We start from the raw sequence: 14417 nt of genomic DNA, 5'->3' as shown, positions 1-14417 counted from the left end.
ATGCCGACAGCCACTTTGGTTTAGCCATCACGCCATTTACCGTGGCGGCGTCAGCGTTCTGCTGACGGAACGGGCAACCGCCTGCCCACGCTGCGGGTTGCCTGGGGGCAGCGAACGGCAGCCGTGCGGACGCTACCAGCTGCGGGCCCCGCTTTGGCACAGCCTGCTTGCGGTGGGAAATTACCGCCCGCCGCTCAGCCGCCTGGTAAAAAACTTAAATATCACGGCGACACTGGCCTTGCCCGCGTGCTTGCCCGACTGCTATGGCTGCGCTGGCGCGAGCGCGCCGCCGCGGGTGAGGAGAAGCCGGATTTGTTGCTTAATGTGCCTTTGCATGCTTACCGTCACTGGCGGAAAGGCTATAATCAAACTGAGCTGCTCACCCGCGCCCCGGCACACTGGCTGCAGATGCCCTGGCAGGCTCAAGGGTTATTTCGCGCCCGCCAACGCCGGCATAACCTTTGCAGCGCCTTTCTGTGCCTCGCCGATGTAGCCGGCAAACGGGTGGCGATGGTGGATGATGTGGTTACCACGGGCAGCACAGCCGGCGAAATCAGCCGTCTACTATTGCGTCATCATGCCCGTGAGGTGCGGCTGTGAAGCATTTGCCGCACCTTGTAGTCTGTAGGGGAAAAGGCGTATAATATCTGACTAATTTAATCAACTATTGAGTGAATCTTATGATCCGTATTACTGATGCTACCCAGGAACATCTTGCCAAATTACTGTCCAATCAGGAACCGGGCACCCAGATCCGCGTGTTCGTTATCAACCCTGGCACGCCCAATGCGGAATGCGGCGTCTCGTACTGCCCGCCGGATGCGGTGGAAGCCACCGATACCGAACTGAAGTTCGATAAAATCTCTGCCTATGTGGATGAACTTTCTGCCCCTTATTTGCAGGATGCGGAAATTGACTTCGTTACGGATAAGCTTGGCTCTCAGCTAACCCTCAAAGCGCCCAATGCCAAGATGCGCAAAGTGAGCGACGACGCGCCGCTTATCGAGCGCGTAGAATATCTGCTGCAGTCGCAGATCAATCCGCAGTTAGCCGGCCACGGCGGCCAGGTGACACTGATGGAAATTACCGACGATATGCTTGCCATCCTGCAGTTTGGCGGCGGCTGTAATGGCTGCTCAATGGTGGACTACACCCTTAAAGAAGGGATTGAGAAAGAGCTGCTAAAAAAATTCCCTGAACTGAAGGGCGTGCGCGATCTCACCGAGCATCAGCGCGGCGAGCACTCCTACTATTAATGCCTGACGACCCTCAAGCAGGTGGGGGTCGTTCCAGCCGCCGCGCTCCCGGACCGGTGTGCCAAGGCAAACGGCTTGCGCTGCTGACTGCGGGCCCCCTGCACCCGGTGACTACGTTCTTATTTAACGCCATTACCCCGGACGATCGTCGTTATCGTCCTGCGCTCTCTTAGTCGAACGGCCCAGCGCAGGCGCCAAAGCAAGGCGGCGCCCGTCTCCAACCGCCGTAAGCAGCCGGATTATGTCAGGGTCGCTAAACATCGTTTCCAGATCCCGCGCCAGTTTACGCCGCCAGTTAGGATAGGCATCAGTAGTACTGGGTACATTGACCGGCGTCGCCATTTCCAGCCAGTCTTCGGGCTGTAAACCCAGCAGCGCGCGGCGGCTTTGCGCCATAAAACGGTGTATGGCGGAGTTCAACGAGGATGACATAGCGACCTCATCTGCCCGCGCAGGCGTGTCGGCTGACAAGCAGTCCGCGCGCCGCAGCGCATCCAGAGTAGTGCCTGCCGTTCCTGATGACGCTCTGCCAGTAGCCGATGCCAGGTTTGCTCGTCGTCATACAGGCCGAGCCGATGGGCCAGGTTGATATCCGCCCCTTACCAAAAGCCGCTTAACGTCACAAGATCATGGGTGGTCAACGTCGCCATCGCCTGCGCGGGATAGTCCGCCGGCGCGCAAAATTGCCGGTCTGGTCCCCCTTCAAAGAACAGCACCTTGTATGAATACACCGCCGCGCACGCAGCAAAAGCCATGGACGGCGGCCTTTCTACGATGACGAAATGGGTAAAACAACTGCGTGATGAGCGACAGAGGAAAACGCCAAAAGCCTCTCCCATAACCCCGGAACAAATCGAAATACGTAAGCTCAAGAAGAAGGTACAACGCATTGAAATGGAAAATAAAATATTAAAAAAGCCTACAGCGCTCTTGATGTCGGACTCCCTGAACAGTTCTCCTTAATCGGGAAACTCAGAGCGCGTTATCCTGTGGCCACACTCTGCCACGTGTTCAGGGCTCATCGCAGCAGTTACAAATACTGGAAAAGTCATCCTGACAGGCCAGACGGCAGGCGAACAGTATTGCGCAGTCAGGTTTATGAACTGCACAGTATCAGCCATGGTGCCGCTGGCGCGAGAAGTATCACCACCATGGCAACCCAGAGAGGCTTCCGGATGGGGCGGCTGGCTCGCAGGCAGGCTCATGAAAGAGCTGGGGCTGGTCAGTTGTCAGCAGCCGACGCACAGGTATAAGCCGTGGCGGTCAGGCGCATGTTGCGATCCCGAATTATCTTGAGCGTCAGTTCGCTGTAACGGAGCCAATCCAGGTATGGTGCGGCGATGTGACGTATATCTGGACCGGGAAACGCTGGCCATACCTTGCGGTTGTTCTTGCATTTGCATTTGTTCGCGAGGAAACCGGTGGGCTGGGCTATGTCGTTCTCCCCGGACAGCAGACTGACCATTAAAGCACTGGAAATGGCATGGGAAACGCGTGGTAAACCAGCCGGAATAATGTTCCACAGCGATCAGGGTAGCCACTATACGAGCAGGCAGTTCCGACAGTTGCTGTGGCGTTACCGGATCAAACAAAGCATGAGTCGGCGGGGTAACTGTCGGGATAACAGTCCGATGGAGCGCTTCTTCAGAAGTCTGAAAAACGAGTGGATACCGGTAACGGGCTACATAAGCTTCAGCGAAGCAGCTCATGAAATTACCGACTATATCGTGGGATATTACAGCGCACTCAGACCGCATGAATATAACGGTGGGTTGCCACCAAACGAATCAGAAAATAGATACTGGAAAAACGCTAACGCGGTGGCCAGTTTTAGTTGACCACTACATTCTTATCGAAGCGGAGTTGCAGCCGGTGTGGAAAGATTGGGAGCCCTACCTGGGACGCACGGCCGTCGCCGCAGACGGCGTCTGCGCGCGAGACAAAAAACTGCTCCCGAAGGAGTGGTTTTGGATTCGCCAGCGGCGAGGAACGGTATCGACAATCAGTCGTCGTTGCCTCCCAGACCCGCATTCAGCAGTTCAGCCAGGTTGGCGGAAGCTTCATCGGCGGTAATCTGCAGCGCGGCCGGCGCTTCGCCCTGCTGACGATGGCAGGCGCGTTCCTGATGATAAGCGTAACCGGTACCGGCCGGGATTAACCGTCCGACGATGACGTTTTCCTTCAGGCCGCGCAGTTCATCGCGTTTCCCGGCCACAGCGGCTTCGGTCAGCACGCGCGTGGTTTCCTGGAACGACGCCGCGGAGATAAACGACTCCGTGGCCAGCGAGGCTTTGGTGATACCCAGCAGATCGCGCACATAAGTCATCTCTACCTTACCGTCGTTTTCCAACTGACGGTTGGCAATCTTGATGCGTGAGTATTCCGCCTGTTCGCCTTCCAGGAACTTCGAGCTGCCGCTGCTGGCGATCGTTGCTTTACGCAACATCTGACGAACGATAACTTCAATGTGTTTATCGTTGATCTTCACGCCCTGCAGACGGTAAACGTCCTGGACTTCGTTGACGATATAGCGGGTGACCGCATGGACGCCACGCAGACGCAAAATGTCGTGCGGCGATTCCGGACCGTCGGAAATCACATCACCGCGCTCCACGCGTTCACCTTCAAATACGTTGAGCTGACGCCATTTCGGGATCATTTCTTCGTATGCGGCGCTGCCGTCCACCGGCGAGATAACCAAGCGACGTTTCCCTTTGGTTTCTTTACCGAAGGTAACGATACCGCTAATCTCGGCCAGAATCGCCGGCTCTTTCGGACGACGGGCTTCAAACAGATCGGCAACGCGCGGCAGACCACCGGTAATATCCTTGGTCCCGCTGGTTTCCTGCGGCAGACGCGCCAGCGTATCACCGCCGGTGATTTTGGCGCCGTCTTCCAGCTGCACGATCGTCTTGCCCGGCAGGAAGTACTGCGCCGGCATGTCGGTACCCGGCAGCAGCACATCGTTACCGTTAGCGTCGACAATACGCAGCGCCGGACGCAGATCTTTACCGCCGCCGGTACGCTCGGCGGTATCCAGTACCACGATAGAGGACAAGCCGGTCAGTTCGTCGGTCTGGCGGGTAATGGTCTGGCCGTCGATCATATCGGTGAAGCCGACGAAACCGTCAACTTCAGTGATAACCGGCATGGTGTGCGGATCCCAGTTGGCAACGGTTTCGCCGCCCATGATCTCCGCGCCGTCGCCTTTGGCCATCACGGCGCCATAAGGCACCTTATAGCTTTCTTTGGTACGGCCGAATTCGTCAATCAGCTTCAGCTCGGTGTTACGCGAGGTGATCACCAGCTTGCCGCTGCCGTTCACCACGAACTTGGCGTTGCTGAGACGGATAGTCCCTTTGTTTTTCACCTGAATGCTGGATTCCGCCGCGGCACGGGATGCGGCCCCGCCGATGTGGAATGTACGCATGGTCAGCTGCGTGCCGGGTTCACCGATGGACTGCGCGGCAATAACGCCGATGGCTTCGCCCTTGTTCACCAGATGCCCACGCGCCAGATCGCGGCCGTAGCAGTTAGCGCACACGCCGAAATCGGTGCCGCAGGTCACGACCGAACGCACCTTGACGCTGTCGACGGAATTTTCTTCCAACACGTCACACCACTGCTCGTTCAGCAGGGTATTACGCTCGACCAGAATATCCGCGGTGCCCGGTTTCAGGACATCTTCCGCCGTGACGCGCCCCAAAACGCGCTCGCGCAGCGGCTCTTTGACGTCGCCGCCTTCGATAACCGGCGTCATCACGATACCGGCGAAGGTGCCGCAGTCGTCCTCGGTCACCACCAGATCCTGCGCCACGTCGACCAGACGGCGGGTCAGGTAACCGGAGTTCGCGGTTTTCAGCGCGGTGTCCGCCAGACCTTTACGTGCACCGTGGGTGGAGATGAAGTACTGGAGTACGTTCAAACCTTCACGGAAGTTCGCGGTAATCGGCGTCTCGATGATCGAGCCATCGGGCTTGGCCATCAAACCACGCATACCGGCCAGCTGACGAATCTGCGCCGCCGAACCACGCGCGCCGGAGTCGGCCATCATAAAGATGCTATTGAACGAGACCTGACGCTCTTCCTCGCCGTCGCGGTTAATTACGGCTTCGGTGGACAGGTTGTCCATCATCGCCTTGGCGATGCGCTCGTTAGCCGCGGCCCAGATATCGATAACCTTGTTATAACGTTCGCCTGCGGTGACCAGACCCGACTGGAACTGCTCCTGGATCTCGGCAACTTCGGCTTCAGCTTCATCGATAATTTCGGCTTTCTTCGCCGGAATCACCATATCGTCGATGCCGACGGACGAGCCGGAACGGGCTGCGTAGGCGAAACCGGTGTACATGATCTGGTCGGCGAAGATGACGGTCGGCTTCAGACCTAGCACGCGATAGCAAGTATTGAGCATCTTGGAGATGGCTTTTTTACCCAGCGCCTGGTTCACCAGCGAGAACGGCAGCCCCTTCGGTACGATCATCCACAGGATGGCGCGACCGACGGTGCTGTCTACCAGATGAATGTTTTCTACCCATTCGCCGTTGTCACGTTTCTCGTGCTCGGTGATACGCACTTTAACGCGTGCATGCAGCTCGGCCACACCGGCGCGGTAAATGCGTTCCGCTTCTTTCGGCCCAGTCAGCACCATGCCTTCGCCCTTGCCGTTGACGCGGTCGCGGGTCATATAATACAGACCCAGCACGACGTCCTGGGACGGCACGATAATCGGCTCGCCGTTGGCGGGCGACAGGATGTTGTTGGTCGACATCATCAGCGCGCGCGCTTCCAGCTGGGCTTCCAGCGTCAGCGGCACGTGGACCGCCATCTGGTCGCCGTCGAAGTCGGCGTTGTACGCCGCACACACCAGCGGGTGCAGCTGAATGGCTTTACCTTCAATCAGTACCGGCTCAAACGCCTGGATCCCCAGACGGTGCAGCGTCGGCGCCCGGTTCAGCATGACCGGGTGCTCGCGGATGACCTCATCGAGAATATCCCACACCACGGCCTCTTCGCGCTCGACCATTTTCTTGGCCGCCTTGATGGTGGTCGCCAGACCACGCAGCTCCAGCTTGCCGTAAATGAAAGGCTTGAACAGCTCCAGCGCCATTTTCTTCGGCAGACCGCACTGATGCAGACGCAGGTACGGACCAACAGTGATAACCGAACGGCCGGAGTAGTCGACACGTTTACCGAGCAAGTTCTGGCGGAAGCGACCTTGCTTACCTTTAATCATGTCGGCCAGGGATTTCAGCGGACGCTTGTTGGAACCGGTAATGGCACGGCCGCGACGGCCGTTATCCAGCAGCGCATCTACCGCTTCTTGCAGCATACGCTTTTCGTTGCGCACGATGATATCCGGCGCGGCCAGATCCAGCAGACGCTTCAAGCGATTGTTACGGTTGATCACCCGGCGATACAGATCGTTGAGATCCGACGTCGCAAAGCGGCCGCCGTCCAACGGTACCAGCGGACGCAGATCCGGCGGCAGTACCGGCAACACGGTCAGGATCATCCATTCCGGCTTGTTGCTGGACAGCACGAAGGCTTCCAGCAGCTTGATGCGCTTAGTCAGCTTCTTGCGCTTGGTTTCAGAGTTGGTTTCTTCCAGCTCTTCGCGTAGCTGCTCGCATTCCTGCTCCAGGTCCATGTTTTTCAACAGGGCCTGGATCGCTTCGGCGCCCATCTTGGCGTCGAATTCGTCACCGAACTCTTCCAGCGCGTCCAGATACTGCTCTTCAGTCAGGATCTGACGACGTTCAAGGTTGGTCATGCCGCCTTCAACCACGACATAGGATTCAAAATACAGCACGCGTTCAATATCGCGCAGCGGCATATCCAACAGCAGACCGATACGGGACGGCAGCGATTTCAAAAACCAGATATGGGCGGTGGGCGAAGCCAGCTCGATATGGCCCATGCGCTCACGGCGCACCTTGGTCTGGGTCACTTCAACGCCGCATTTTTCACAGATAACGCCGCGGTGTTTCAAACGTTTGTACTTACCGCACAGGCATTCGTAATCTTTTACCGGCCCAAAAATACGGGCGCAGAACAGACCATCGCGCTCCGGTTTAAAGGTGCGGTAGTTAATGGTTTCCGGCTTTTTCACTTCACCGAACGACCAGGAACGGATCATGTCTGGCGAGGCCAACGCAATTTTGATCGCATCAAACTCTTCGGTCTTAGTTTGCGCTTTCAAAAACTTAAGTAAATCTTTCACGGATTGGCTCCTGTCGGAGTTGGATCTGTTAGGCGCCTGAAATGCTCAGGCGCCCTTATTACCCCAGTGCGAATCGCACCCGGGCGGAAAAATTAGTCTTCTTCCAGCTCGATATTGATGCCCAGCGAGCGGATTTCCTTCAACAAGACGTTGAAGGATTCCGGCATACCGGGTTTCATCATGTGATTGCCATCCACGATGTTTTTGTACATCTTGGTGCGACCGTTAACATCATCCGACTTGACGGTAAGCATTTCCTGCAGGGTGTAGGCCGCGCCGTAGGCTTCCAGCGCCCATACTTCCATCTCCCCGAAGCGCTGGCCGCCGAACTGCGCCTTGCCGCCCAGCGGCTGCTGAGTAACCAGGCTGTAAGAGCCGGTGGAACGCGCATGCATTTTGTCATCAACCAGATGGTTAAGTTTCAGCATGTACATATAGCCCACCGTAACCTGGCGCTCGAACTGCTCGCCGGTGCGGCCGTCAAATAAGGTGATCTGACCGGAGGTCGGCAGGCCACCGAGCTGCAGCAGCTCCTTGATTTCTTTCTCTTTGGCGCCGTCAAATACCGGCGTGGCGATCGGCATCCCTTTCTTCAGGTTCTCCGCCAAACGCAGCACTTCCTCATCGGAGAAAGTGTTGAGATCCACTTTCTGGCGAACATCGTCACCCAGGTTGTACGCCTTCTGGATGAACTCGCGCAGTTTGGCCACTTCTTCGTGCTGCTTCAGCATGGCGTTAATCTTGTCGCCGATGCCTTTTGCCGCCATACCCAAATGGGTTTCCAGAATCTGGCCGATGTTCATACGCGACGGTACGCCCAACGGGTTCAGAACGATATCCACCGGCACGCCGTTTTCGTCGTAAGGCATATCTTCGATCGGATTGATCTTGGAGATAACACCTTTGTTACCGTGACGGCCCGCCATCTTGTCGCCCGGCTGAATCTGACGTTTCACCGCCAGATACACCTTGACGATTTTCAGCACGCCCGGAGCCAGGTCATCACCCTGGGTAATTTTACGGCGCTTGGCTTCCAGCTTCTTCTCGAACTCGTGCTTAAGCTCGTCATACTGCTCGGCCAGCTGTTCAAGCTGATTCTGCTTCTCTTCGTCGGCCAGGCCCAGTTCCAGCCAGCGCTCGCGGGTCAGCTTCTCTAGCTTCTCCGCTTCGATGCCGCCGGAGATCAGTACGTCGCGAATACGGGCAAACAGACCGGCTTCAAAGATCTGCAGTTCTTCGGTCAGGTCCTTTTTGGCCTGCTTAAGCTGCATTTCCTCGATTTCCAGCGCGCGCTTGTCTTTTTCCACGCCGTCGCGGGTAAATACCTGAACATCGATAACGGTACCGGAAACGCCGTTCGGCACGCGCAGCGACGAATCTTTCACGTCGGCGGCTTTTTCACCGAAGATGGCGCGCAGCAGTTTCTCTTCCGGCGTCAGCTGGGTCTCCCCTTTCGGCGTCACCTTGCCCACCAGAATATCGCCGCCGGTCACTTCCGCGCCGATATAGACGATACCGGACTCATCCAGCTTGGAGAGCGCAGCTTCACCCACGTTCGGGATGTCGGCAGTAATTTCCTCAGGCCCCAGCTTGGTATCGCGGGACACGCACGCCAGTTCCTGAATATGGATGGTGGTGAAACAATCTTCCTGCACCACGCGTTCGGAGACCAGCATCGAGTCTTCAAAGTTGTAGCCGTTCCACGGCATGAACGCGATACGCATATTCTGACCCAGCGCCAGCTCACCCAGATCGGTGGACGGACCGTCAGCCAGCACGTCACCGCGCTCAACCGGCTCACCCAGCGAAACGCAAGGCGTCTGGCTGATACAGGTGTTCTGGTTGGAACGGATATATTTGGTCAGGTTGTAAATATCGATGCCCGCTTCACCCGGATACATCTCATCCGGATTGACGTTAATCACGATACGGGAGGCGTCCACGTACTGCACCGTTCCGCCACGTTTTGCCACGGCGGTAACGCCGGAGTCAACGGCGACCGCACGTTCCATACCGGTGCCGACCAGCGGCTTGTCGGTACGCAGCGTCGGCACCGCCTGACGTTGCATGTTCGCACCCATCAAGGCGCGGTTGGCGTCGTCGTGCTCCAGGAACGGAATCAGCGAGGCGCCGACCGAGACCACCTGCTGGGTGGAAACGTCCATATAGTCAACCTGATCGCGGCTGAACAGGCTCGATTCGCCTTTGCTGCGGCAGGTCACCAAATCGTCAACGAAACGGCCGTCGTCGCCGAGGTTGGTGTTGGCCTGTGCGATAACGAAGTTGCCTTCCTCAATCGCCGACAGATAATGGATTTCGTCGGTAACCACACCGTCTTCCACGCGACGATAAGGTGTTTCCAGGAAACCGTACTCGTTGGTCTGCGCATACACGGACAGCGAGTTGATAAGACCGATGTTCGGTCCTTCCGGGGTTTCGATGGGGCACACGCGCCCGTAATGGGTCGGATGCACGTCGCGCACTTCAAAGCCCGCGCGTTCGCGGGTCAGACCGCCCGGGCCCAACGCGGAGATACGACGCTTGTGGGTAATCTCGGACAGCGGGTTGTTCTGGTCCATGAATTGCGACAGCTGGCTGGAGCCGAAGAATTCTTTCACCGCCGCCGAAATCGGTTTGGCGTTGATCATATCCTGCGGCATCAGGGTATCCAGATCGCCTAAAGACAGACGCTCTTTCACCGCGCGCTCCACGCGCACCAGACCGACGCGGAACTGGTTCTCTGCCATTTCACCCACCGAACGGATACGGCGGTTGCCCAGGTGATCGATATCGTCGACTTCGCCTTTACCGTTACGAATATCGATGAGCTTCTTCATCACTTCGATGATGTCGTCTTTGCTCAGGATACCGGAACCTTCAATCTTTTCACGCAGCAGCGAACGGTTGAACTTCATCCGGCCAACCGCGGACAGATCGTAACGTTCTTCCGAGAAGAACAGGTTTTCAAACAGATTTTCGGCCGCTTCGCGGGTCGGCGGCTCGCCGGGACGCATCATGCGGTATATCTCCACCAGCGCGCTCAGGCGATCGCTGGTCGGATCGACACGCAGCGTCTCGGAAATATAGGCGCCGTGATCCAAATCGTTGGTGAACAACGTTTCGATACGTTTGTGGCCCGCCTGGCTCAGCTTGGTCAGCAGGTCCAGCGTCAATTCCATGTTGGCGGAGACGATGATTTCACCGGTATTTTCATCGATGTAATCTTTTACCACCACCTTGCCGATAATGTATTCGACAGGGACTTCGATCTGCGCGACGCCGTCTTTTTCCAGCTGGCGAATATGGCGTGCGGTGATGCGGCGGCCTTTTTCGACATAGACAGTGCCGTTGGCCTCGATATCAAACGAGGCAGTTTCACCACGCAAGCGCTCAGGAAGCAGCCCCATCTGCAGCTTTTTGTCGTGAATTTCATAAACCACTTTGTCGAAGAACGTATCCAGGAGCTGGCCGGTGCTGTAGTTCAGCGCGCGCAGAATAATGGTCGCCGGCAATTTGCGCCGGCGGTCGATACGGACGAACAAGTTGTCTTTCGGGTCGAACTCGAAATCCAGCCAGGAGCCGCGGTAAGGAATGATACGCGCGTTGTACAACACTTTACCGGAGGAGTGCGTCTTACCCTTGTCGCTGTCAAAAAATACGCCGGGGCTGCGGTGCAGCTGGGAAACGATAACACGCTCGGTACCGTTGATGACAAAGGTGCCGTTATCGGTCATGAGCGGAATTTCGCCCATGTAGACTTCCTGCTCCTTGATGTCTTTTACCGTACCTTCCGGCGCTTCGCGCTCGTAAATGATAAGGCGCAGCTTGACGCGCAGCGGTGCGGAAAACGTTACGCCGCGGATCTGGCACTCTTTGACATCAAAGACAGGTTCGCCCAGGCGGTAACTGACATATTGCAGTTCAGAGTTGCCGCTGTAGCTCTGTATGGGGAATACGGAACGGAAAGCTGCTTCCAGCCCGTACTGACCTTCCGGATCTTGCTCGATAAATTTTTGAAACGAGTCAAGCTGGATGGATAGGAGATAGGGAACGTCCAAAACCTGCGGACGTTTTCCGAAGTCCTTACGAATGCGTTTTTTTTCGGTATAGGAGTAAACCATAGGGTTCCTCAGCTAGCTGGCAAGTCGACCCACTCTGTCCGCCCTACTAGGACAGTACATGCAACGCCATTTATCATGATCGGAGAATTGATATCCTCTCCGCAATACTTGTTTCTATCACTCTTAAATCATTTCGCTGCACTTTGCTAAACCAGGGAGGCTCGGCAGGCGATGCAGTATATTAAGTCGTCGATAGAAAAAATATTGAGGTTAATCAGTAGCTAAATGGCCTGAAACGCTACTGATCCCCTACAGCGCAAAAAGGCTGGTGACCAAAAAGGCCACCAGCCATCAGCCTAGTTCAGACTGCCAACCTGGAAGGTTAACTTATTTAACCTCAACAGAAGCACCCGCTTCTTCCAGGGCTTTCTTCAGTGCTTCGGCGTCATCTTTGCTCACGCCTTCTTTCAGGGTAGCAGGTGCGGATTCAACCAGGTCTTTGGCTTCTTTCAGGCCCAGACCGGTAGCGCCACGCACGGCTTTAATGACGGCAACTTTGTTCGCGCCGATTGCGCTCAGAACAACGTCAAACTCGGTTTTTTCTTCTGCAGCTTCAGCCGGGCCACCTGCGGCAACGGCAACAGCGGCAGCGGCAGCGGCAGAAACGCCGAATTTTTCTTCCATCATGGATATCAGTTCAACCACGTCCATAACGGACATTTCGGCAACTGCGTCCAGAATTTGTTCTTTAGTGATAACCATACCAAGTGTTCCTAAAATTCAGAAAGTGTTTATACGTTTGCAATAGCTTCAGAATAAAACCAGCGCTTAAGCCGCTTCTTTCTGATCGCGCAGTGCGGCCAGCGTGCGAACCAGTTTGCCTGCAGAGGCTTCTTTCATGGCCGACATCAGGCGGGCGATTGCTTCTTCGTAAGTTGGCAGAGTGGCCAGGCGATCGACCTGCGACGCCGGGATAACTTCGCCTTCAAAGGCTGCGGCTTTAACCTCGAAATTAGCATTGTCTTTGGCAAAGGCCTTGAACAAACGAGCGGCAGCGCCCGGGTGTTCGTTAGAAAATGCAATCAGGGTCGGACCGACAAACGCGTCTTTCAGGCACTCAAAGGGAGTGCCTTCAACGACGCGGCGCATCAGCGTGTTGCGAACAACGCGCATGTAAACACCGACTTCACGACCTGCTTTACGCAGTTCAGTCATTTTATCTACTATAACGCCACGGGAATCCGCTACAACGGCAGACAGCGCGCCTTTGGCTACTTCGCTGACTTCAGCAACAATTGCTTGTTTGTCTTGAAGATTTAATGCCATTAGCTTGTGCTCCTGGATTTAACCGGGGTACCCCCAGAACTCACTTTACATACCGTCACAGCGACGGTAAGCGTCGACATACGGTGAGCAGAATCCAAGCAAACGAAAATGTTATTCAGGCTCTGTCACCGTCTACGCAGGAAAATTAAGTGCTATGACACGGACCTGCGGTCTTGGACGGAGGCTTGGATAGGCCAAGCTCCAACCGAAAAAACCTGTTTGTTACGCCCGCGGTCAAAAGGAAACCGCGCCGGCGAAACTTTGGGCGTTAAATTCTAGACAAATCCAACGCCCTCGTAAAGCAATAATTAAGCGGTTGTGGTGGACAGGCCGCTTTGATCCACGGCGACACCTGGGCCCATGGTGGTAGACAGGCTGACTTTCTTGATGTAAACGCCTTTAGCCTGCGTCGGTTTAGCTTTTTTCAGCGCGACCAGCAGAGCTTCCAGGTTTTCTTTCAATTTGTCAGACTCAAAGTCCACTTTACCAATGGTGGTGTGGATGATGCCGTTTTTGTCGTTGCGATAGCGCACCTGACCGGCTTTGGCGTTTTTAACCGCTTCAGCGACGTTCGGAGTCACGGTGCCGACTTTCGGGTTCGGCATCAGGCCGCGCGGACCGAGGATCTGGCCCAGCTGGGCGACAACACGTATCGCGTCCGGAGAAGCGATAACCACCTCAAAGTTAAACTCGCCTTTCTTAATCTGGTCAGCCAGATCATCCATACCGACCAGGTCTGCACCGGCGGCTTTTGCCGCTTCCGCATCGGCGCCCTGGGTGAACACGGCGACGCGTACGCTGCGGCCGGTGCCGTGCGGCAGCACGGTACCGCCACGGACGTTCTGATCGGATTTACGGGCATCAATGCCCAGATTGACGGCAACGTCGACGCTTTCAACGAACTTGGCGGTAGCCAGTTCTTTCAGCAGCGCTACGGCTTCGCTGATGTCGTACTGCTTGGTGGAATCAACTTTGTCGCGGATGACGCGCATGCGCTTGGTCAGTTTAGCCATTTCTTAATCCTCCACTACCAGGCCCATGGAACGCGCGGTACCCGCAATGGAGCGAGACATCGCTTCCACGTCGGCACCGGTCATATCAGCCGCTTTGGTTTCCGCGATTTCACGGACCTGCGCGCTGGTCACTTTACCGACTTTGTCTTTATTCGGCTTACCGGAACCGGATTTGATGCCTGCGGCTTTCTTCAGCAGCACCGCGGTCGGCGGTGTCTTGGTAACGAAAGTGAAAGAACGGTCGGAATACACGGTGATAACAACCGGAATCGGCAGCCCTTTTTCAATGCTCTCAGTTTTGGCATTGAAGGCTTTGCAGAATTCCATGATGTTAACGCCCTGCTGACCCAGGGCCGGACCTACCGGCGGACTCGGGTTTGCCATGCCTGCAGCAACCTGCAGCTTGACATAGGCTTGTACTTTCTTGGCCATGTTGATTTCCTCTAATGGGTGCTAGCGCCGTTTATGGCTCCCCGTGAATAAGCGTTTACGCGCACAAAGACGCATGAAAACGGAAGGCGCGGAGTTTTAGATTAAT

Annotated in this window: 10 protein-coding genes and 1 pseudogene; 3 read left to right on the top strand and 8 right to left on the bottom strand. The window is 56.0% G+C overall.

The genetic code is table 11. The features are described 5' to 3' along the window. Positions 1-246: 246 nt before the first annotated feature. Together ACTBDU_RS04160 and nfuA are read left to right on the top strand one after the other, a co-directional pair. Positions 247-600 (top strand): hypothetical protein, encoded by a 354-nt coding sequence (locus tag ACTBDU_RS04160; protein ID WP_438805653.1) that lies wholly within the window; start codon positions 247-249, stop codon positions 598-600. Positions 601-680: 80 nt separating this feature from the next. Beyond that, positions 681-1256: a Fe-S biogenesis protein NfuA gene (gene nfuA, locus ACTBDU_RS04155; protein WP_438805652.1), complete on the top strand. Its 576-nt coding sequence runs from the start codon at positions 681-683 to the stop codon at positions 1254-1256. Positions 1257-1388: 132 nt separating this feature from the next. On the opposite strand, the gene ACTBDU_RS04150 is transcribed toward nfuA, so the two are convergent. Both ACTBDU_RS04150 and ACTBDU_RS04145 read right to left on the bottom strand, forming a co-directional pair. After that, complete coding sequence (locus ACTBDU_RS04150) at positions 1389-1688, bottom strand: 4-alpha-glucanotransferase (protein ID WP_438805651.1); 300 nt, start codon at positions 1686-1688, stop codon at positions 1389-1391. A gap of 167 nt (positions 1689-1855) precedes the next feature. Then, positions 1856-2011 (bottom strand): 4-alpha-glucanotransferase, encoded by a 156-nt coding sequence (locus tag ACTBDU_RS04145; protein WP_438805650.1) that lies wholly within the window; start codon positions 2009-2011, stop codon positions 1856-1858. On the opposite strand from ACTBDU_RS04145, the pseudogene ACTBDU_RS04140 reads away from it, so the two are divergent. After that, positions 1983-3094 (top strand): annotated as a pseudogene (locus ACTBDU_RS04140) (IS3 family transposase); the annotation flags it as partial. The gene ACTBDU_RS04145 and the pseudogene ACTBDU_RS04140 sit on opposite strands and share 29 nt — an antisense overlap. A gap of 164 nt (positions 3095-3258) precedes the next feature. Here the strand turns inward: ACTBDU_RS04140 and rpoC are convergent. The 6 genes from rpoC to rplK all read right to left on the bottom strand — a co-directional run bounded on the left by rpoC (position 3259) and on the right by rplK (position 14311). Then, positions 3259-7479 carry a DNA-directed RNA polymerase subunit beta' gene (gene rpoC / locus ACTBDU_RS04135; protein WP_438805649.1) on the bottom strand — a complete coding sequence of 1407 codons (4221 nt, stop codon included), beginning with the start codon at positions 7477-7479 and terminating at the stop codon, positions 3259-3261. A gap of 92 nt (positions 7480-7571) precedes the next feature. Continuing rightward, positions 7572-11600: a DNA-directed RNA polymerase subunit beta gene (gene rpoB / locus ACTBDU_RS04130; protein WP_438805648.1), complete on the bottom strand. Its 4029-nt coding sequence runs from the start codon at positions 11598-11600 to the stop codon at positions 7572-7574. Positions 11601-11927: 327 nt separating this feature from the next. After that, positions 11928-12302, bottom strand: coding sequence for a 50S ribosomal protein L7/L12 (rplL, locus tag ACTBDU_RS04125; protein WP_438805647.1), 375 nt, complete (start codon positions 12300-12302; stop codon positions 11928-11930). Positions 12303-12368: 66 nt separating this feature from the next. Further along, entirely contained in the window at positions 12369-12866 is a 498-nt protein-coding gene (gene rplJ, locus ACTBDU_RS04120) for a 50S ribosomal protein L10 (RefSeq protein WP_438805646.1), read from the bottom strand. A 308-nt stretch (positions 12867-13174) separates the two neighbouring features. After that, on the bottom strand, positions 13175-13879 hold the full coding sequence (gene rplA, locus ACTBDU_RS04115) for a 50S ribosomal protein L1 (protein WP_438805645.1): 705 nt from the start codon (positions 13877-13879) through the stop codon (positions 13175-13177). Positions 13880-13882: 3 nt separating this feature from the next. Next, positions 13883-14311, bottom strand: coding sequence for a 50S ribosomal protein L11 (gene rplK / locus ACTBDU_RS04110; protein ID WP_438805644.1), 429 nt, complete (start codon positions 14309-14311; stop codon positions 13883-13885). Positions 14312-14417 lie beyond the last annotated feature (106 nt).

It is taken from the genome of Sodalis sp. (in: enterobacteria) (genome assembly GCF_051710625.1).
Lineage (GTDB): Bacteria > Pseudomonadota > Gammaproteobacteria > Enterobacterales > Enterobacteriaceae > JBPESN01.
This window is presented reverse-complemented; position numbering and strand designations above follow the sequence as displayed.

Excerpts from the sequence above, each read along its gene's own strand:
- nfuA (WP_438805652.1), top strand. The coding sequence starts at position 681 with ATGATCCGTATTACTGATGCTACCCAGGAACATCTTGCCAAATTACTG.
- ACTBDU_RS04150 (WP_438805651.1), bottom strand. The coding sequence starts at position 1,688 with ATGTCATCCTCGTTGAACTCCGCCATACACCGTTTTATGGCGCAAAGC.
- ACTBDU_RS04145 (WP_438805650.1), bottom strand. The coding sequence starts at position 2,011 with ATGGCTTTTGCTGCGTGCGCGGCGGTGTATTCATACAAGGTGCTGTTC.
- rpoB (WP_438805648.1), bottom strand. The coding sequence starts at position 11,600 with ATGGTTTACTCCTATACCGAAAAAAAACGCATTCGTAAGGACTTCGGA.
- rplL (WP_438805647.1), bottom strand. The coding sequence starts at position 12,302 with ATGGTTATCACTAAAGAACAAATTCTGGACGCAGTTGCCGAAATGTCC.
- rplJ (WP_438805646.1), bottom strand. The coding sequence starts at position 12,866 with ATGGCATTAAATCTTCAAGACAAACAAGCAATTGTTGCTGAAGTCAGC.
- rplA (WP_438805645.1), bottom strand. The coding sequence starts at position 13,879 with ATGGCTAAACTGACCAAGCGCATGCGCGTCATCCGCGACAAAGTTGAT.
- rplK (WP_438805644.1), bottom strand. The coding sequence starts at position 14,311 with ATGGCCAAGAAAGTACAAGCCTATGTCAAGCTGCAGGTTGCTGCAGGC.